This window comes from Pseudomonas sp. DTU12.1 (assembly GCF_009873475.1).
GTDB classification, from domain to species: domain Bacteria; phylum Pseudomonadota; class Gammaproteobacteria; order Pseudomonadales; family Pseudomonadaceae; genus Aquipseudomonas; species Aquipseudomonas proteolytica.
The window spans coordinates 3,740,175-3,758,488 of sequence record NZ_CP045254.1 but is presented as its reverse complement, the minus strand read 5'-3'; the positions used below and the strand labels follow the sequence as shown (position 1 = coordinate 3,758,488).

The window sequence follows — 18,314 nt, the reverse complement described above, 5'->3', positions numbered from 1 at the left end:
CCCGTTGTCAGCGGGCGTGGCTAATGGAATCTTGTTATTCATGTGCATCAACACAGCCATCAAGGCGTCAGCACATGACAAAGCGAAGGGCACGGACCCTTCGCTTATTGAAGCGTTACGCGCCGACTACGATCGGCTTTGCCAGAGGCGGGACGGCGGCGCTTTTGGGCGCGATGCCGGCTTCGAACTCCGAGCGGAAGTACTTGATTGCGCTGCCCAGTGGCTCCACGGCGCCCGGTGCGTGAGCACAGAAGGTCTTGCCAGGGCCGAGGAAACCGACCAGGCCCAGCAGGGTTTCGATATCCCCCGGCTGGCCTTCGCCTTTCTCGATGGCCATCAGGAGCTTGACGCTCCATGGCAGGCCATCGCGGCACGGAGTGCAGAAACCACAGGATTCACGGGCGAAGAACTGCTCCATGTTGCGCAGCAGCGAGACCATGTTCACGGTGTTGTCCACCGCCATCGCCAGGCCGGTACCCATCCGGGTGCCCACCTTGCCGATGCCGCCGGCATACATCTGTGCGTCGAGGTGCTCAGGGAGCAGGAAGCCGGTACCGGCGCCGCCTGGCTGCCAGGCTTTCAGGGTGTAGCCGTCGCGCATGCCGCCGGCGTAGTCCTCGAACAGCTCGCGGGCGGTCACGCCGAATGGCAGTTCCCACAGGCCCGGGTTCTTGACCTTGCCGGAGAAGCCCATGAGCTTGGTGCCCATGTCTTCGCTGCCTTCGCGGGCCAGGGATTTATACCAGTCCACGCCGTCGGCGATGATCGCCGGCACGTTGCACAGGGTCTCGACGTTGTTAACGCACGTCGGCTTGCCCCACACGCCAACAGCAGCGGGGAAGGGCGGCTTGGAGCGCGGGTTGGCGCGGCGGCCTTCGAGGGAGTTGATCAGGGCTGTTTCTTCACCGCAGATATAACGCCCGGCGCCGGTGTGCACGAACAGTTCGAAGTCGAACCCCGAACCGAGGATGTTCTTGCCCAACAGGCCTGCGGCCTTGGCTTCTTCCACGGCACGGTTCAAGTGCTTGGCGGCAGTGGTGTATTCGCCACGCAGGAAGATGTAGCCACGGTAGGTTTTCAGCGCACGGGCGCTGATCAGCATGCCTTCGATCAGCAGATGGGGCAGTTGCTCCATCAGCATGCGGTCCTTCCAGGTGTTGGGCTCCATTTCATCCGCGTTGCACAGCAAGTAGCGGATGTTGATGGATTCGTCTTTGGGCATCAGGCCCCACTTCACACCCGTGGGGAAGCCAGCACCGCCGCGACCTTTAAGGCCAGCGTCCTTCACGGTCTGGACGATATCGTCCTGGGCCATGTCGGCAAAAGCCTTGCGCGCTGCGGCATAGCCGTTCTTGGCCTGATACTCGTCAAGCCATACAGGCTCGCCGTCGTCACGCAGGCGCCAGGTCAGCGGGTGGGTTTCGGCCGAACGCTTGATCAGGTTGGCCGGGCCAAAGGAAGTCAGGGTCATGGGTAGCCCTCGAGCAATTGGGTGACGCCAGAGGCCTGGACGTCGCCGAATGTGTCGTCGTCGATCATCAACGCCGGCGCCTTGTCGCAGTTACCCAGGCAGCACACCGGCAGCAGGGTGAAACGCCCGTCTGCAGTGGTCTGGCCGAGGCCGATGCCCAGCTTGCTCTGGATCGCGTCAACCACCGACTCGTGGCCGCCGATGTAGCAGACCATGCTGTCGCACACGCGGATGATGTGGCGGCCAACCGGCTGGCGGAAGATCTGGCTGTAGAACGTGGCCACGCCTTCAACGTCGCTGGCCGGGATGCCGAGGATCTCGCCGATGGCGTAGAGGGCGCCGTCGGGCACCCAGCCACGTTCCTTCTGGACGATCTTCAAGGCTTCGATCGACGCTGCGCGCGGATCTTCGTAGTGATGCAGCTCGTGCTCGATGGCCGAGCGCTCGGTTTCACTCAAGGTGAAACGGTCTGTCTGGATAAGCGTGCTGTTCATGCTTAGCGGTCCACGTCGGCCATAACGAAATCGATACTACCCAGGTACGCAATCAAGTCCGCGACCATCTCGCCTTTGATCACCGAAGGGATCTGCTGCAAGTGCGCGAAGCTTGGGGTACGAATCCGGGTGCGGTAGCTCATGGTGCCGCCATCGCTCGTCAGGTAATAACTGTTGATACCCTTGGTCGCTTCGATCATCTGGAAGGACTCGTTGGCCGGCATCACCGGGCCCCACGAGACTTGCAGAAAGTGCGTGATCAGGGTTTCGATGTGTTGCAGGGTGCGCTCTTTAGGCGGCGGCGTGGTCAGCGGGTGATCCGCCTTGTACGGGCCTGCCGGCATGTTGCGCATGCACTGCTCGATGATCTTCAGGCTCTGGCGCATTTCTTCGACGCGCACGATGCAGCGGTCGTAGGCATCGCCATTGGCCGCCAGCGGGACTTCGAACTCGAAGTTCTCGTAGCCGGAGTACGGGCGCGCCTTGCGCAGGTCGAAATCGCAACCGGTCGAACGCAAGCCCGCACCGGTGACGCCCCATTCCAGGGCTTCCTTGGTGTTGTACTGCGCGACGCCGATGGTCCGACCCTTGAGGATGCTGTTGTCCAGGGCGGCTTTCTGGTATTCGTCCAGACGCTTGGGCATCCAGTCGATGAATTCCTTGACCAGGCGCTCCCAGCCATTCGGCAGGTCGTGGGCCACACCGCCGATGCGGTACCAGGCCGGGTGCAGGCGGAAGCCCGTGATGGCTTCGATGACCTTGTAGGCGCGCTGACGGTCGGTGAAGGTGAAGAACACCGGGGTCATGGCGCCAACGTCCTGGATATAGGTACCCAGGAACAGCAGGTGGCTGGTGATCCGGAAGAACTCGGCCATCATGATGCGGATGGTGTCGACCCGGTCCGGGACCTTGATGCCGGCCAGCTTCTCGACCGAGAGCACGTACGGCAGGTTGTTCATCACGCCGCCGAGGTAGTCGATACGGTCGGTGTACGGGATGAAGCTGTGCCACGACTGGCGCTCGGCCATCTTCTCGGCACCACGGTGGTGGTAGCCGATGTCGGGCACGCAGTCGACGATTTCTTCGCCGTCCAGCTGCAGGATGATACGGAATGCGCCGTGGGCCGAAGGGTGGTTCGGGCCCAGGTTGAGGAACATGTAGTCCTCGTTGGTGCCGGAGCGCTTCATGCCCCAGTCTTCCGGGCGGAAACGTGCGGCTTCCTCTTCAAGCTGCTGCTTGGCGAGGTTGAGGCTGAACGGATCGAATTCAGTGGCGCGGGCCGGGAAGTCCTTGCGCAGCGGGTGACCTTCCCAGGTCGGCGGCATCATGATGCGGGTCAGGTGCGGGTGGCCCGGGAAGTCGATACCGAACATGTCCCAGACTTCACGCTCGTACCAGCTGGCGTTCGGCCAGATACCGGTCACGGTCGGGATGCTCAAGTCGCTTTCGTTTAGTGCGACCTTGATCATCACGTCGCTGTTACGTTCCAGCGACATCAGGTGATAGAACACGGTGAAGTCCGCGCCGCTCGGCAGCCCCTGGCGCTTGGTGCGCAGGCGCTCGTCCACGCCATGCAGGTCATAGAGCATGACGTACGGCTTGGGCAGGTTGCGCAGGAAGGTCAGGACTTCGACGAGTTTGGCGCGCGCCACCCACAGCACTGGCATACCGGTGCGTGTGGCCTGGGCGGTGAAGGCGTCAGGGCCAAAACGGTTGTTGAGTTCGACGACCACATCCTGGTCGTCTGCCTTATAAGGCGGGATGTACAGAGCACTGCCTGTAGTCATGGTTTTTTATCGCTTTCGGTCAACGTAAAGAATGAAGCCAGGTTTTCGTTCTATAAAAGAAGCGGTGCTGGATCAGACTTCGTCGGGGCTGCGCAGGTTGGTGACTGCGATTCGCTGTTCGCGGCGCTGTTCCTTTTGTGACGGCATCTCGGCGCGGTACACGCCTTGATCTCCGACGACCCAGGAAAGTGGGCGACGCTCCTTGCCAATCGATTCCTGCAGCAACATCAAGCCTTGCAGGAACGCTTCAGGACGGGGCGGGCAGCCAGGCACGTAGACGTCCACGGGCAGGAACTTGTCCACCCCCTGAACCACGGAGTAGATGTCGTACATGCCACCGGAGTTGGCGCACGAACCCATGGAGATAACCCACTTTGGCTCGAGCATTTGCTCGTAGAGACGCTGGATGATCGGCGCCATCTTGATAAAGCAGGTACCGGCGATAACCATGAAATCCGCCTGGCGCGGCGATGCCCGGATAACTTCGGCGCCAAAGCGCGCGATGTCATGGGGCGCCGTGAAGGCGGTGGTCATTTCCACGTAGCAGCACGAAAGGCCGAAGTTGTACGGCCACAGGGAATTCTTGCGCCCCCAGTTGACCGCGCCACTCAGCACGTCTTCCAGCTTGCCCATGTAGATGTTTTTGTGGACTTGATCTTCTAACGGATCGGAGACGGTTTCCCGTTCGCCGATGGGGTACTGATCGTTAGGAGCATCCGGGTCGATCCTGGTGAGATTGTATTGCATCGCCAAAGCCTCATTGTTTCAGCTTCGCTTGCCGCTTGCGACGAGCTTCCGGAGCCCAGTCAAGGGCGCCCACTCGGAACAGGTAGACAAGACCTGCCAACAGAATTGCTATGAAAACGAGAGCTTCGACGAATCCGGTCCAGCCGCTTTCGCGGACGGACACAGACCAGGCAAAGAGAAAGAGGGCTTCGATATCGAAGATCACGAACAGCATCGCGACCAGATAGAATTTGGCTGAGAGCCGCAAGCGGGCGCCACCTGTAGGTAGCATGCCGGACTCGAACGGTTCGTTTTTGCTGCGGCCCCAGGCTTTTGACCCGAGGAGGCTGGAAACACCGAGCATGAAGGCGCAAAGGCCGACAACACCGAGGAGGAAAATGGCAAAGCCCCAGTTGTGGGCCATGAGTCCTGTCGCTTCGGTCATGCTGGAAATCCTTAACAGAGAGCAAAGGTCTCTGAGCTCGAAAAAGTAACGACGCAGTGACGATATGTCGCAGCGCAATCAATCGCGGTGATTTTATGGCTAAACACCTAGCAAGTAAAATTCCTGTAGCTAATTTATTCGCTGAATTAAGGACATAGTGCACCTTTATGGGGCTGTAGCCCAGACGCTGCGGGCATTAGCTTGATTTTAATCAATTGTGTTTTGTTTAGGGTGTAACGAAGTTTTAATGCTCTAAATGATAATGAATATTGTTTGCGGGAGTTTTAAGCGGGTGTTGAGTGCGTCGCGGGAAAAGTTGTTGTTACTTGCCCGTTAGGCGCAAGTTGTCAGCGCACAACTTTTAACTGAATTTTCCTGGGCGAATACCGCTCTGGATCAAGGTTTTGCGCAAAAACATCAGGCTGGCCGCATTTTTATTGTGGGAGCGGGCTTGCTCGCGAAAGCGGTGCATCAGCCAGCAGTTTTTTGACTGACACACCGCTTTCGCGAGCAAGCCCGCTCCCACATTTTGATCTTCGCAGGGGTGGGAGGGTTTTCTCGGGGCAAAAAAAACGCCCCGAACCAGTCGGGGCGTCAGATCGTGCGGCACTGCGGTTAGCTTTCTATCGGGCCCGCAATGGCCGTGTACTCAGGTCACTTAGTGAAACTGTTCTTCTTCGGTCGAACCGGTCAGCGCGGTTACGGACGAGGTGCCGCCCTGGATCACGGTGGTCATGTCGTCGAAGTAGCCAGTGCCCACTTCCTGCTGGTGCGCCACGAAGGTGTAGCCTTTGGCGGCGTCAGCGAATTCCTGCTCCTGCAGCTTCACGTAGGCAGTCATGTCGTTGCGGGCGTAGTCGTGCGCCAGGTTGAACATGCTGTGCCACATGTTGTGAATGCCGGCCAGGGTGATGAACTGGTGCTTGTAGCCCATGGCGGACAGTTCGCGCTGGAACTTGGCGATGGTCGCGTCGTCCAGGTTTTTCTTCCAGTTGAAGGAAGGCGAGCAGTTGTAGGACAGCAGTTGGTCCGGGTATTCCTTCTTGATCGCCTCGGCGAAGCGACGGGCTTCGTCCAGGTCTGGCTTGGCGGTTTCGCACCAGATCAGGTCGGCGTACGGCGCGTAGGCCAGGCCGCGGGCAATTGCTTGATCCAGGCCTGCACGAACCTTGTAGAAGCCTTCCTGGGTGCGCTCGCCAGTCACGAACGGCTGGTCGTACGGGTCGCAGTCCGACGTCAGCAGGTCTGCCGCGTTAGCGTCGGTACGTGCCAGGATGATGGTCGGGGTGCCGGCAACGTCAGCAGCCAGGCGAGCAGCGGTCAGCTTCTGTACGGCTTCCTGGGTCGGAACCAGTACCTTGCCGCCCATGTGGCCGCATTTTTTCACGGAAGCCAGTTGGTCTTCGAAGTGCACGCCGGCGGCGCCTGCCTCGATCATGCTCTTCATCAGCTCGTAGGCGTTCAGTACGCCACCGAAACCGGCTTCGGCGTCAGCCACGATTGGCGCGAAGTAGTCGATGTAGCCTTCGTCGCCCGGACCTTTACCGGCTTTCCATTGGATCTGGTCGGCGCGGCGGAACGAGTTGTTGATGCGCTTGACCACGGTTGGCACGGAATCCACCGGGTACAGCGATTGGTCAGGGTACATGGACTCGGCGGAGTTGTTGTCCGCGGCCACTTGCCAGCCGGACAGGTAGATCGCCTGGATGCCGGCCTTGACTTGTTGCACAGCCTGGCCGCCGGTCAGGGCGCCCATGCAGTTGACGAAATCTTTCTCGGGACGGAAGGACGGCTTGGCGCCCTGGGTAACCAGCTTCCACAGCTTCTCGGCGCCCAGTTTTGCGAAAGTGTGCTCAGGTTGAACCGAGCCGCGCAGGCGGACGACGTCAGCAGCGGAGTAAGCGCGAGTCACGCCTTTCCAGCGTGGGTTTTCAGCCCAGTCTTTTTCAAGGGCTGCAATTTGCTGTTCGCGTGTCAGTGCCATGGGGAAAAACCTCGTCGCGTCTTTTGTGGAAAAACTACTGGGTTGAAAATTCCGTTTGCCAGCCACGTATTCAGTGCGTGGGATTGGCTGCTCGCTGACCAGAAGCTTAGGCGGTCAAAGTGGGCTTGGCGGGGAAGGCGACGGGATGAACGATAGGCTCAAGGGAGAAAGTGAGCAGGTAGAGGCGAACCGAGAACAGTCTTCGGGCGTCGTGGGCCTTGGTACGATCCATCAGTGTGTTGCCGGGTTACCTGGTTAGCTTCCGTCCCTCGGGACAACTTCGTTCCAGTCGCAACCTCGTCAAACACACCTTGTGGGCGGTACAGACACGAATCGGCTCAGGTGGGTAGCTTAGAGCGACGATCCGAAGGCCCTTGCCAGGGCCCCTGATTAGCGGGAGCGAGGCCATCATGCCCATGCTTTTTTGGATCGTCAAATGTTTTGTAGTGCTTTTTTTATAGCACTACATCTTTGGTCTAATACGACTAATCAGTCAGTTTTTGGTGCTTCAGTTCAAGGTGTCCACTTTGACCCGCAGTGTCAGGTCATCCCGGCCCTGGGTCGAGTAGGTGCGGGTCGCGCCCTGTTTGTCGGCCTGGGTCTGGCGATTGATACCGGCCAGGGTGATCCATTCGCCCAGGCGCCCGCTGACAGTTGTGTCGGTACTTTGCACATTCACTACATCGGGACGCTCCTGGCTCATACGGTCACGATTGGTGCTGATGCTCAGGTGTACGGTCTCGCCGGTGACGCTGGCGGTGACGTAGAAGCCTTGGGTGACGTTGCGGTATTGAGTCTGGTTTTGCGGGCGGCCATAGGTATCGGGCTGGGTGGTGGTCAGTGGCACGCTCTGACCGACCTGGATCAGCGCGGGCACGCCTTCGCTGGCCTGGATCTGCTGGATTCCACCCTCTCGGCTTTCGGTGCTGTAGGTGATGACCTGGCCGTTGCTCTGCTGATTGTTTTCGTTGGTGTCGACGGTGATCAGCAAGCGCTTGGACGGCGTGTCCAGTTGTGCGAGCAGGGCGCGCAGGCCCTGGATCTTGTCCGGCTCGGCATTGACGATCAGTTGATTGCCATAGGCGCTGACCGTGCCATCCTTGCCAATGAAACTCTGTGCGACCGGCAGCAGGTCGGCGCTGGTGCGGTTGCTCAAGGGCAAGACTTCAGTGGCTGCCATCGCCGTGAAACTGGCAGATAGCAGTAGGGCGGTGAGCAGGGTGCGTAGGGACATGTCCGTTATCTCTGCGAGTCATTTGGGCTTGATGGTGCCAGTTTATCGTCCTGGCTGGCAGTAGATTGTTGTGGTGAGCGAGCATGGAGTGGGCCGGCATGTAGTAGGGAGCTGGCTTGTTGTGGCGAGCGGGCTTGTCGGAACGCCGCATCGCCCGCGCTGGGCTGCGTAGCGGCCCCAATAAAAACGCCGAGTTCTTTCAGGAAGAACTCGGCGTTTGGTTAGGGGGGGGCTGCTACGCAGCCCAGCGCGGGCGATGCGGCGTTCCGACAAGCCCGCTCGCCACGGCAAGCCCGCTTGCAATACCAGGCTCGCTCGCCAGCTCCCACAGGAGCCTACATTCCAAGTGTTGGAGCTGGCTTGCCTGCGATGGGAGCGACTCGGACTCGGATCAGCCCTCGCGCTCCATATCAACATGAGGAATCCCGACTTCCAGGAATTCCCCGCTGACGATCTTGAACCCTAGCCGCTCATAGAACGGTGCGGCATACACCTGCGCGCTGAGGAACTGCCGGGTCTGGCCGCGTTTCTCGGCCTCGCCAATCACCGCTTCCATCAGCTTGTCGCCAACCTTCAGCCCGCGCCAGTCCTTGAGGACCGACACGCGACCGATCTCGCCGCTGGGCAGCAGGCGTGCAGTACCAATGGGAAAGTCGCCTTCGAACGCGAGGAAGTGCATGGCCCCAGCGTCGTCTGCGTCCCACTCCAGCTCAGGTGGAACCGATTGCTCAGCGATAAATACCGCTTCACGAATGCGCCGGATCTCGGCGATATCCTTTTGCCAGTCTGCGACACTTACGTGAATTTTATTCATCGGCAAACCCCAGGCTTCCTTGCTTGACCAGTTCGCACAGCAGGTCGCGGCCGTCTTCATCAGCCAGCCATGGACCCAGGTTGTCGACATGCAGGGCGTCGGCCGCGCAGATCAACTTCAGCAGTTCGCGCAGTTTGCCTGGCAGGTAACGGCTCTGGCCGCTGGCGAACAGCAATACGTCGTCGTCCACTTCCGACCAGGCCAGGCGCGCGCTTGGGTTGCGGATCAGTACTGCGCCGTCTTCCAGGCTGCTGATCACTTCATCCTGCGCCAGTTCTTCGGGGCCTGCGACCAGTTCCGGGTAGCGTGGCTCGGTCATGAATTGGCCGAACCAGGTCAGCAGCATACGCTCGTCGCTCATGTGCTCGGCCAGCAGGCTTTTCAGGCGGTCGAGGGCGTCGCTCTGGATCTGGTGCGGATCGCTGACGGGCTGGGCGTCAGCGTCGGTGTAGCGCTCTTCATCGGTCAGGTACTGGCTGAGGAAGTCGGTGAAGTGGGTCAGCACTTCGGCGGCGCTTGGCGCGCGGAAACCTACCGAGTAGGTCATGCAGTCATCTTCAGCGATGCCGAAGTGCGCCAGGCGCGGCGGCAGGTAAAGCATGTCGCCCGGTTCCAGCACCCATTCGGCGCTCTCTTCGAATTCGGCGAGGATGCGCAGGTCGGCGTGCTGCAGCAGCGGGCTTTCCGAGCTGCACATCTGGCCAATTTTCCAGTTGCGCTTGCCCTGGGCTTGCAGCAGGAACACGTCGTAGTTATCGAAATGTGGACCGACGCTGCCACCGGGGGCGGCAAAGCTGATCATCACGTCGTCGATGCGCCAGCTTGGCAGGAAGCGGAACTGCTCCAGCAACTCGGCCACTTCCGGTACAAACTGGTCGACCGCCTGCACCAGCAGGGTCCACTCGCGCTCGGGCAGGGTGCTGAAGGCGTCTTCGGCAAACGGGCCGCGACGCAGCTCCCAAGGGCGCTCGCCGTGCTCGATCACCAGGCGCGACTCGACTTCTTCTTCCAGCGCCAGGCCGGCCAGTTCGTCGGCATCGATCGGGCTTTCGAAATCAGGAATGGCCTGGCGGATCAGCAGCGGTTTTTTCTGCCAGTAGTCGCGCAGGAATTCCCGTGCAGTGATGCCGCCTAGAAGTTGAAGAGGAATATCAGGATTCATGTGTAACCTATTGAAAAAAAGCACTTTTCAGACGGGAATAAAAACGCCCGGCGCTGCCGGGCGTCTCAAGGGGTCAAGCTGCAATCAGATGCGTTTGGCTTGGTCTACAGCGTTGCCGATGTAGTTGGCCGGGGTCAGCAGTTTCAGCTCGGCCTTGGCCGCGGCTGGCATGTCCAGGCCGTCGATGAAAGTTTGCAGCGCCTCGGGGCTGATGCCCTTGCCGCGTGTCAACTCTTTCAGCTTTTCGTACGGGTTTTCGATGTTGTAGCGGCGCATTACGGTCTGGATCGGCTCGGCCAGGACTTCCCAGCAAGCGTCCAGGTCAGCGGCGATTTTCTGCGCGTTGAGTTCCAGTTTGCTGATGCCTTTGAGGCTGGCTTCGTACGCGATCACGCTATGGGCAAAGCCCACGCCGAGGTTGCGCAATACGGTGGAGTCGGTCAGGTCGCGCTGCCAGCGGGAGATCGGCAACTTGCTGGCCAGGTGCTGGAACAAGGCGTTGGCGATGCCCAGGTTGCCTTCGGAGTTTTCGAAGTCGATCGGGTTGACCTTGTGCGGCATGGTCGAGGAGCCGATTTCGCCAGCGATGGTGCGCTGCTTGAAGTAGCCCAGGGAGATGTAGCCCCAGATATCGCGATCGAAGTCGATCAGGATGGTGTTGAAGCGCGCAATGGCGTCGAACAGCTCGGCGATGTAGTCGTGGGGTTCGATCTGCGTGGTGTACGGGTTGAAGCCCAGGCCCAGTTCGTCTTCGATGAAGGCGCGGGCATTGGCTTCCCAGTCGATCTCGGGGTAGGCCGACAGGTGGGCGTTGTAGTTGCCCACGGCGCCGTTGATCTTGCCCAGCAAAGGCACGGCGGCCACTTGAGCGATCTGACGCTCCAGGCGGTACACCACGTTGGCCAGTTCTTTGCCCAGGGTGGTCGGCGAAGCCGGTTGGCCGTGGGTGCGCGACAGCATCGGCACGTCGGCGAAGCGGATGGCCAGTTCGCGGATGGCATTGGCGGTCTGGCGCATCAACGGCAGCATCACGTCATCACGGCCTTCGCGCAGCATCAGGGCGTGGGACAGGTTGTTGATGTCCTCGCTGGTGCAGGCAAAGTGGATGAATTCGCTGACCTGGGCCAGTTCCGGCAGTTTGGCCGCTTGCTCTTTGAGCAGGTATTCGATGGCTTTGACGTCGTGGTTGGTGGTGCGCTCGATCTCTTTCACACGCTCGGCGTGCTCCAGGGAGAAGTTTTCCGCCAGGGTGTTCAGTACAGCGTTAGCCTCGGCGGAGAACGCCGGCACTTCGCTGATGGCAGGGTGAGCGGCCAGGCGCTGGAGCCAGCGCACTTCAACCAGTACACGAGCACGGATCAGGCCGTATTCGCTGAAAATAGGGCGCAGGGCCTGGGTTTTGCCGGCGTAGCGGCCGTCAACAGGGGAAACCGCAGTGAGCGAAGAGAGCTGCATGGGGTGTTCTCGGACAGTCGGGCAACGAAATGGGGCGCGTATCATACATGAAAAAATCCGCCGGTCCGTCGCCAACTGACCGGCGTATTACGCGTAACGGCTTGAAAATAGCCCGTGGCTGCGACTTATTCGTTGCGCATCAACGGGTAAAGCTCTTTGAGCAATTTGCGACGGCTGATGACCAACTGCCAACGATGACCGCCCAACTGGCGCCACAAGCGCGCCGAACGAATGCCGGCCAGAAGCAGAGCGCGGATTTTCGAGGCGTTGTTGGGTTGTTGCAGGTTGCGCATGTCGCCATGGACCTGGATCCGCTGGCGCAAGGTGCTCAAGGTGTCCTGGTACAAGGCGCCACAGGCGGCGATCACGTTTTCGTGGGCCGGGCCGAAGTGCTCGACCTGGGACTGGATCTGCGGCAGGCGCTTGCCAATGGTTTCCAGCAAGTCGTCGCGTTTGGCCAACTGCCGCTCCAGGCCGAGCATCGACAGGGCGTAGCGCAATGGCTCGCGCTGCAAGGTGCTGGGGTCGCGTTCGAGGGCGCCGATCAGGGCACGATAACCTTCGCGCAGGCTCAAGTCGTCGCCGCCGTACACGTCCAGGGTGTCCTTTGGATCCACCACCAACAGGCTGCCGAGCATGCACGTCAGGCCTGCTTCGGTCACCTGGCCGGTCTTGGCGATCTTGTCCACCAGCACGGCCGCGAGGAAGACCCCGCCCAGTGCCGTCAATTGCTCCTGGGTCGGGCTCATGCCGGGTTGCTCCAGGGTTCGGCGACTTCAATCACGCCGCCCCCCAGGCAGATTTCACCGTCGTAGAACACCACGGATTGGCCAGGCGTGACCGCGCGCTGCGGGTCATCGAACGTGGCGCGGTAGCCGCTGGCGGTCTTTTCCAGGGTGCAGGGCTGGTCGCTCTGGCGATAGCGCACCTTGGCAGTCAGGCGGCGCGGGGTGCTCAGGTCGATCGGGTTGACCCAATAGATCTCCGAGGCCAGCAGTGCACCGGAGAACAACAACGGATGCTCGTTGCCCTGGCCGACGATCAGCACGTTGTTTTCCAGGTCCTTGACCAGCACGTACCACGGCTCTTCACCGGCGTCCTTCAGGCCGCCGATGCCCAGGCCCTGGCGCTGGCCGATGGTGTGGTACATCAGGCCGTGGTGACGGCCGATGACTTCGCCTTCGGTTGTCTTGATCTCGCCCGGCTGGGCCGGCAGGTACTGCTTGAGGAAGTCGCTGAAGCGGCGTTCGCCGATAAAGCAGATCCCCGTAGAGTCCTTCTTCTTCGCGGTAGCCAGGCCGTGTTTCTCGGCGATCTTGCGCACTTCGGGCTTTTCCAGTTCGCCCACCGGGAACAGGGTCTTGGCGATCTGTTCACCACCGACGGCGTGCAGGAAGTAGCTCTGGTCCTTGTTCGGGTCCAGGCCCTTGAGCAGCTCGGTACGGCCATCGATATCGCGACGGCGCACGTAGTGGCCTGTGGCAATCAGGTCGGCGCCGAGGATCATGGCGTAGTCGAGGAACGCCTTGAACTTGATTTCACGGTTACACAGGATGTCCGGGTTCGGCGTGCGGCCGGCCTTGTATTCGGCCAGGAAGTGCTCGAACACATTGTCCCAGTACTCGGCGGCGAAGTTGGCGGTGTGCAGCTTGATGCCAATCTTGTCGCACACGGCCTGGGCATCGGCCAGGTCGTCCATGGCAGTGCAGTATTCCGTTCCATCGTCTTCTTCCCAGTTCTTCATGAACAGGCCTTCCACCTCATAACCCTGCTCCATGAGCAGAACGGCGGAAACGGAAGAATCCACGCCGCCGGACATGCCGACGATGACGCGCTTCTTTTGTGTGTCAGAAGGGGCTGGATCACGCATAGGATTTCAACGGGTGTCTTGAAAAAGGACGCGATTCTAGCAGGCTCGCGCCCTCAAGGCTAAAGAGAAGGGCGGATCAGGTCGAGACTGTGGCACTGGCCGGCCAAATAGTCATCGATACAGCGGATGATCAGCTCGCTGCGCCAGTCGTCGCGTACCGCCATCAGCTCGTCACGGGTCAGCCAGCGGGCGCGCACGATGCCTTCGTCGAGCTGATAGTCCGGGTGGTGTTGCAGGGCTTTGGCAATGAAGCAGACCCGTTGGTAAGTCACGCCATTACTGGGGGCGGTGTACAGGTAGATACCGACGATGCCGGTGGCTTCGACGTCCCAGCCGGTTTCTTCAAGGGTTTCGCGCACGGCGGCTTCGGTCAGGGTTTCGTGCGGGTCGAGGTGCCCGGCGGGCTGGTTGAGCACGGCGCGGCCGCCCTTGAGCTCTTCGACCATCAGGAAGCGACCGCTGTCTTCGACGATGGTGGCGACGGTGATGTGGGGTTGCCAGGTCATGGAAAGCCTCGATTCAAAGGATGGTGCTGTTTTTGGACAGGATTGCTATCAATGTGGGAGCAGGCAAGCCAGCTCCCACATTCTGATTCGGTTTCTGCAGTGAACATGTGGTGCATAAGCAAAATGCATGCTGCGCCGCACATTATATGATTTTACCGCTTGCAAGCCGGGGCGCAGTTTACCTCTCCAGAACAGTCGTTATTGGAGAGTGTCATGAAGCCGATTGCCCACAAAAGCTACGAAGTACGCCTTACATCGCCCTTGCCTATTGCCTTCATCCTGTTGTGGAGCTCCGGTTATATCGGCGGTGCGTTCGGTGTGCGTTATGGCGAGCCCTTTACCATGACGTTCTATCGGTTTGCCTTGGCTGCCCTGGTGTTCCTGGGAGTAGCACTCGCCATCAAGGCCGAGTGGCCTAGGCGGCTCACACCTTACCTTCATGCGGCTGCGGTGGGTTTGCTCTTGCAGGCCCTGCAATTTGGCGGCCTCTACACCGGGATAAGCCAGGGTGTGCCGGCTGGACAAGCTGCGCTGATTGTCGGGTTGATGCCGGTATTCGTGGTGATCGGTGCCTACTTCTGTTTAGGCGAGCAATTGAGCTGGCGCGACCTGCCAGGCTCGATCCTGGGCGTGGGCGGCGTGGCCATTGTGGTCGGCAGCAGTTTTTATGGTTCAGAAGCGTCAATCGGCGGTTATGGCGCGGTGGGGCTGGCGCTGATAGGCATCACCCTTGGCACGCTGTATCAGAAACGTTTCCTCGGCGGCGTCAACCTGTGGGTGGGCTGTTTCATTCAGATGGTCACCGCATCGCTGGTCATGTTGCTGCTGGCCTATACCACCGAGACCATGCAGGTGACGCAATGGGTGCCCTTCGCCGCTTCGGTGGCGTGGATCACTGTAATGAACTCAGTCGGCGCGCTGACCCTGCTGTACCTGATGATTCGGCGAGGGGAGGCGAGTAAGGCGACCAATCTGTTCCATGTCATTCCGGCGGTGACGCAAATCATGGCCTCCGTGACCCTGGGTGAGGCTCCAGGTGCGCTGGCAGTTGCAGGTTTTGTGGTGTCGGGGGGTTGGCGTTTACCTGATGAATCATGCGCGTACCTCGTAGGGGCCTGGCGTTCTTGACAGATAGGGGCGCAGCCTTGCACTAATGCTCGGGCGTATTTACTCACTCGCTTCGGTGTGCCATGAGAGTCAATCTTGATATTCAGTCCTTGCGCAGCTTCCTCAAGGTTGCGCAGTTGGGCAGTTTTACCCGGGCCGCGGAGGCGCTAGCCCTGACGCAGCCTGCGATCAGCCAACAGGTCCGGCGGTTGGAGGAGTTGTTGGGTGTCGGGCTTTTTGTTCGCGATAACCGTCAGGTACTGCTGACCCTGGAGGGGGAGCGGCTGATTGGTTATGCCCAGCAGATCCTGGAGGTCAACGACAAGGTCGGCGGGCTGTTTGATGTCAGTCGCACCCAGGAATCTGTGATGCTCGGCATCCCCGAGTACTTCTCCGAGGAGATCTTGCAGCGCGTGATTGCGGCGCTGGCCGTTGAATTGCCGTCGGTGCGGATCGGGGTCAAAGTGGCGCGCTCTCTGGTGCTCGCGCAAGCGTTCAATGAGGGTGGGATTGATATTGGCCTGATGATTGATGAACTGCCAAAAGTTGCCGGGGAACCTTTGCATACGCTTTCGCTGAAATGGCTGGGTGGTGAGCATGGGGTTATGCCTGCGCAGGGCCAGGAGGTTTTGCTGGCCTTGTTCAAGGCGCCTTGCCTATTCCGCAGTCTGGCGATCCGGCGCCTGGAGGAGAGCGGTATCAGATGGCGTTGTGTGTATGAGTCCGAGGACTTGGTGTCGTTGCGTTCTGCGGTCCAGGCTGGGGTTGGCGTAACGCTGTTGCCCTGGTTTGCCCAGGGGCAGGGCCTAAAAAAACTCGAGCCGATCGGTTTTTTGCCGGAACTGCCCAGGTTTGGCGTCGAACTCAGGCAGAGGGTGGGTTGGCAGCCGTGGTACCGATCGCAGTTGCTGACGATTATCGAGAACGCATGGCGTGCGGAGTACGGTGTGCCATTAAAAGGCTGAAAAACACAAACCCCGGCGCATGGCCGGGGTTTGTGGTGTTGCCTCTACAGCCTTACTTCAATGCAGCAATCGCGGCATTGAGGGTAGCGCTCGGACGCATAGCCTTGCTGGTCAGCTCTGGGTTCGGCGCGTAGTAGCCGCCGATGTCCACTGGCTTGCCCTGTACGGCGTTGAGTTCGGCAACGATGGTTGCTTCGTTCTCGGCCAGGGTTTTTGCCAGTTGAGCGAACTGCGCCTGCAGCGCGGTATCTTCAGTCTGGGCGGCCAGGGCTTGTGCCCAGTACAGCGCCAGGTAGAAGTGGCTGCCGCGGTTGTCGATGTTGCCGACTTTGCGCGATGGCGACTTGTTGTTGTCGAGGAACTGGCCGGTGGCCTGGTCCAGGGTCTTGGACAGTACCAGGGCTTTCGGGTTGTTGTAGTTCACACCCAAATGCTCAAGGGAGGCGGCCAGGGCCAGGAACTCGCCCAGGGAGTCCCAACGCAGGAAGTTTTCTTCCAGCAGTTGCTGCACGTGCTTTGGCGCCGAGCCGCCGGCGCCGGTTTCGAACAGGCCGCCGCCGTTCATCAGCGGTACGATCGACAGCATCTTGGCGCTGGTGCCCAGTTCCATGATCGGGAACAAGTCAGTCAGGTAGTCGCGCAGTACGTTGCCGGTCACCGAGATGGTGTCCAGGCCCTTGCGGGTGCGTTCCAGGGTGAACTTCATCGCGTCGACTGGCGACATGATGCGGATGTCCAGGCCTTCGGTGTTGTGGTCTTTCAGGTAAGCCTGAACTTTCTCGACCACTACGCCGTCGTGGGCGCGCAGCGGGTCCAGCCAGAAAATGGCTGGGGTGTTGCTGGCGCGGGCGCGGTTGACGGCCAGTTTGACCCAGTCCTGGATCGGCGCGTCTTTGGTCTGGCACATGCGGAAGATATCGCCGGCTTCGACCGACTGTTCCATCAGCAGGTTGCCCTTGCTGTCGGTGACGCGAACTACGCCGTCAGCCTTGATCTGGAAAGTCTTGTCGTGGGAGCCGTACTCTTCGGCTTTCTTCGCCATCAGGCCAACGTTTGGCACGCTGCCCATGGTGGTTGGGTCGAAGGCACCATTGGCCTTGCAGTCTTCAATGACCGCCTGGTAGATGGTGGCGTAGCAGCGATCCGGAATCACGGCCTTGGTGTCGTGCAATTGACCGTCGGTGCCCCACATCTTGCCGGAGTCACGGATCATGGCTGGCATCGAGGCGTCGACGATCACGTCGCTCGGCACGTGCAGGTTGGTGATGCCTTTGTCGGAGTTGACCATCGCAAGCGATGGGCGAGCGGCGTAGACCGCCTGGATGTCAGCTTCGATCTGCGCTTGCTGGTCGCCAGGCAGGGCCTTGATGCGAGCGTACAGGTCGCCGATGCCGTTGTTCAGGTTGAAGCCGATCTGTTCGAGCACGGTGGCGTGCTTGGCCAGGGCATCTTTATAGAACTCGGCAACGATCTGGCCGAACATGATCGGGTCGGAGACCTTCATCATGGTGGCTTTTAGGTGGACCGACAGCAACACGCCTTGTTTCTTGGCGTCTTCGATTTCGGCGGCAATGAACGCACGCAGTGCGTTCTTGCTCAGCACGGCGCTGTCGAGGATCTCGCCAGCCAGTGCGGAGGTCTTTTCTTTCAGGACGGTGGTGCTGCCATCCTTGCCGACCAGCTCGATTTTGACAGCATCGGCGGCTTCGATCTGCACGGCCTTTTCGCTGCCGTAGAAGTCACCGTTGCTCATGTGAGCCACGTGGGACTTGGAGTCAGCGGCCCAGGCGCCCATTTTGTGCGGGTGCTTGCGGGCGTAGTTCTTGACCGACAGTGGGGCGCGGCGGTCAGAGTTGCCTTCGCGCAGGACCGGGTTCACGGCGCTGCCCTTGACCTTGTCGTAACGTGCACGGGTTTCTTTTTCCGCGTCGGTGGTTACGGTTTCCGGATAGTCCGGCAGGGCGTAGCCCTGGGCCTGCAGTTCCTTGATCGCGGCTTGCAACTGCGGGGTCGAGGCGCTGATGTTCGGCAGCTTGATGATATTGGCTTCGGGGGTTACGGCCAGGGCGCCCAGTTCGGCGAGGTGGTCCGCAACAGCCTTGGTGCCCAGTTGCTCGGGGAAGCTTGCGAGGATGCGCCCTGCGAGGGAGATGTCGCGGGTTTCCACTTCAATATCAGCGGAAGCGGTGAAGGCCTCTACGATAGGCAGCAGTGAATAGGTGGCGAGGGCTGGAGCTTCGTCGGTGAAGGTATAGATGATCTTCGAGCGGGTGGGCATATTCGGATTAACTCTC

Annotated in this window: 16 protein-coding genes; 2 read left to right on the top strand and 14 right to left on the bottom strand. The window is 60.2% G+C overall.

Annotation, left to right across the window (positions count from 1 at the left end; all coding sequences use genetic code 11):
* Nucleotides 1–115: 115 nt before the first annotated feature.
* The 13 genes from nuoF to GDV60_RS16360 form a co-directional block, all read right to left on the bottom strand.
* Nucleotides 116–1,471 carry an NADH-quinone oxidoreductase subunit NuoF gene (gene nuoF, locus GDV60_RS16420; RefSeq protein WP_029293356.1) on the bottom strand — a complete coding sequence of 452 codons (1,356 nt, stop codon included), beginning with the start codon at nt 1,469–1,471 and terminating at the stop codon, nt 116–118.
* Entirely contained in the window at nt 1,468–1,965 is a 498-nt protein-coding gene (nuoE, locus tag GDV60_RS16415) for an NADH-quinone oxidoreductase subunit NuoE (RefSeq protein ID WP_029293358.1), read from the bottom strand. Before nuoE ends, nuoF begins: the two co-directional genes overlap by 4 nt.
* 2 nt (nt 1,966–1,967) lie before the next feature.
* The gene (nuoC, locus tag GDV60_RS16410; RefSeq protein WP_029293360.1) at nt 1,968–3,752 is read right to left on the bottom strand and encodes an NADH-quinone oxidoreductase subunit C/D; all 1,785 of its coding nucleotides are present in this window, start codon (nt 3,750–3,752) and stop codon (nt 1,968–1,970) included.
* A gap of 72 nt (nt 3,753–3,824) precedes the next feature.
* Nucleotides 3,825–4,499, bottom strand: coding sequence for an NADH-quinone oxidoreductase subunit B family protein (locus GDV60_RS16405; RefSeq protein ID WP_012724951.1), 675 nt, complete (start codon nt 4,497–4,499; stop codon nt 3,825–3,827).
* Between the two features lie 10 nt (nt 4,500–4,509).
* Entirely contained in the window at nt 4,510–4,923 is a 414-nt protein-coding gene (locus GDV60_RS16400) for an NADH-quinone oxidoreductase subunit A (protein WP_003219575.1), read from the bottom strand.
* Nucleotides 4,924–5,581: 658 nt separating this feature from the next.
* The gene (aceA, locus tag GDV60_RS16395; RefSeq protein ID WP_003219577.1) at nt 5,582–6,907 is read right to left on the bottom strand and encodes an isocitrate lyase; all 1,326 of its coding nucleotides are present in this window, start codon (nt 6,905–6,907) and stop codon (nt 5,582–5,584) included.
* A 508-nt stretch (nt 6,908–7,415) separates the two neighbouring features.
* Nucleotides 7,416–8,141, bottom strand: a complete 726-nt coding sequence (locus tag GDV60_RS16390; protein ID WP_092239091.1) for a secretin N-terminal domain-containing protein — start codon at nt 8,139–8,141, stop codon at nt 7,416–7,418.
* Nucleotides 8,142–8,532: 391 nt separating this feature from the next.
* On the bottom strand, nt 8,533–8,955 hold the full coding sequence (locus GDV60_RS16385) for a GNAT family N-acetyltransferase (RefSeq protein ID WP_029293368.1): 423 nt from the start codon (nt 8,953–8,955) through the stop codon (nt 8,533–8,535).
* Nucleotides 8,948–10,117 (bottom strand): cupin domain-containing protein, encoded by a 1,170-nt coding sequence (locus GDV60_RS16380; RefSeq protein WP_029293370.1) that lies wholly within the window; start codon nt 10,115–10,117, stop codon nt 8,948–8,950. Before GDV60_RS16380 ends, GDV60_RS16385 begins: the two co-directional genes overlap by 8 nt.
* Nucleotides 10,118–10,201: 84 nt before the next feature.
* On the bottom strand, nt 10,202–11,572 hold the full coding sequence (purB, locus tag GDV60_RS16375) for an adenylosuccinate lyase (RefSeq protein ID WP_029293372.1): 1,371 nt from the start codon (nt 11,570–11,572) through the stop codon (nt 10,202–10,204).
* Nucleotides 11,573–11,697: 125 nt separating this feature from the next.
* Nucleotides 11,698–12,321, bottom strand: a complete 624-nt coding sequence (hflD, locus tag GDV60_RS16370; protein ID WP_005789104.1) for a high frequency lysogenization protein HflD — start codon at nt 12,319–12,321, stop codon at nt 11,698–11,700.
* Nucleotides 12,318–13,442 (bottom strand): tRNA 2-thiouridine(34) synthase MnmA, encoded by a 1,125-nt coding sequence (gene mnmA, locus GDV60_RS16365; RefSeq protein ID WP_090291412.1) that lies wholly within the window; start codon nt 13,440–13,442, stop codon nt 12,318–12,320. Before mnmA ends, hflD begins: the two co-directional genes overlap by 4 nt.
* Before the next feature lie 59 nt (nt 13,443–13,501).
* A complete protein-coding gene (locus tag GDV60_RS16360; RefSeq protein ID WP_159908100.1) occupies nt 13,502–13,948 on the bottom strand; it encodes an NUDIX hydrolase in 447 nt (148 codons plus the stop codon).
* Nucleotides 13,949–14,161: 213 nt separating this feature from the next.
* Here GDV60_RS16360 and GDV60_RS16355 point away from each other — a divergent pair, with 213 nt between their 5' ends.
* Together GDV60_RS16355 and GDV60_RS16350 are read left to right on the top strand one after the other, a co-directional pair.
* Complete coding sequence (locus tag GDV60_RS16355; protein ID WP_159908098.1) at nt 14,162–15,076, top strand: DMT family transporter; 915 nt, start codon at nt 14,162–14,164, stop codon at nt 15,074–15,076.
* A gap of 89 nt (nt 15,077–15,165) precedes the next feature.
* Entirely contained in the window at nt 15,166–16,020 is an 855-nt protein-coding gene (locus tag GDV60_RS16350; RefSeq protein WP_158682844.1) for a LysR family transcriptional regulator, read from the top strand.
* 52 nt (nt 16,021–16,072) lie between these two features.
* On the opposite strand, the gene GDV60_RS16345 is transcribed toward GDV60_RS16350, so the two are convergent.
* On the bottom strand, nt 16,073–18,298 hold the full coding sequence (locus tag GDV60_RS16345) for an NADP-dependent isocitrate dehydrogenase (protein WP_092239097.1): 2,226 nt from the start codon (nt 18,296–18,298) through the stop codon (nt 16,073–16,075).
* Between the last annotated feature and the right edge of the window lie 16 nt (nt 18,299–18,314).

Coding starts and splice junctions, on each gene's coding strand:
- GDV60_RS16355 (WP_159908098.1), top strand. CDS start 14,162: ATGAAGCCGATTGCCCACAAAAGCTACGAAGTACGCCTTACATCGCCC.
- GDV60_RS16360 (WP_159908100.1), bottom strand. CDS start 13,948: ATGACCTGGCAACCCCACATCACCGTCGCCACCATCGTCGAAGACAGC.
- GDV60_RS16390 (WP_092239091.1), bottom strand. CDS start 8,141: ATGTCCCTACGCACCCTGCTCACCGCCCTACTGCTATCTGCCAGTTTC.
- nuoE (WP_029293358.1), bottom strand. CDS start 1,965: ATGAACAGCACGCTTATCCAGACAGACCGTTTCACCTTGAGTGAAACC.
- aceA (WP_003219577.1), bottom strand. CDS start 6,907: ATGGCACTGACACGCGAACAGCAAATTGCAGCCCTTGAAAAAGACTGG.
- GDV60_RS16385 (WP_029293368.1), bottom strand. CDS start 8,955: ATGAATAAAATTCACGTAAGTGTCGCAGACTGGCAAAAGGATATCGCC.
- nuoC (WP_029293360.1), bottom strand. CDS start 3,752: ATGACTACAGGCAGTGCTCTGTACATCCCGCCTTATAAGGCAGACGAC.
- nuoF (WP_029293356.1), bottom strand. CDS start 1,471: ATGACCCTGACTTCCTTTGGCCCGGCCAACCTGATCAAGCGTTCGGCC.
- GDV60_RS16400 (WP_003219575.1), bottom strand. CDS start 4,923: ATGACCGAAGCGACAGGACTCATGGCCCACAACTGGGGCTTTGCCATT.
- GDV60_RS16345 (WP_092239097.1), bottom strand. CDS start 18,298: ATGCCCACCCGCTCGAAGATCATCTATACCTTCACCGACGAAGCTCCA.
- GDV60_RS16405 (WP_012724951.1), bottom strand. CDS start 4,499: ATGCAATACAATCTCACCAGGATCGACCCGGATGCTCCTAACGATCAG.
- mnmA (WP_090291412.1), bottom strand. CDS start 13,442: ATGCGTGATCCAGCCCCTTCTGACACACAAAAGAAGCGCGTCATCGTC.
- purB (WP_029293372.1), bottom strand. CDS start 11,572: ATGCAGCTCTCTTCGCTCACTGCGGTTTCCCCTGTTGACGGCCGCTAC.
- GDV60_RS16380 (WP_029293370.1), bottom strand. CDS start 10,117: ATGAATCCTGATATTCCTCTTCAACTTCTAGGCGGCATCACTGCACGG.
- hflD (WP_005789104.1), bottom strand. CDS start 12,321: ATGAGCCCGACCCAGGAGCAATTGACGGCACTGGGCGGGGTCTTCCTC.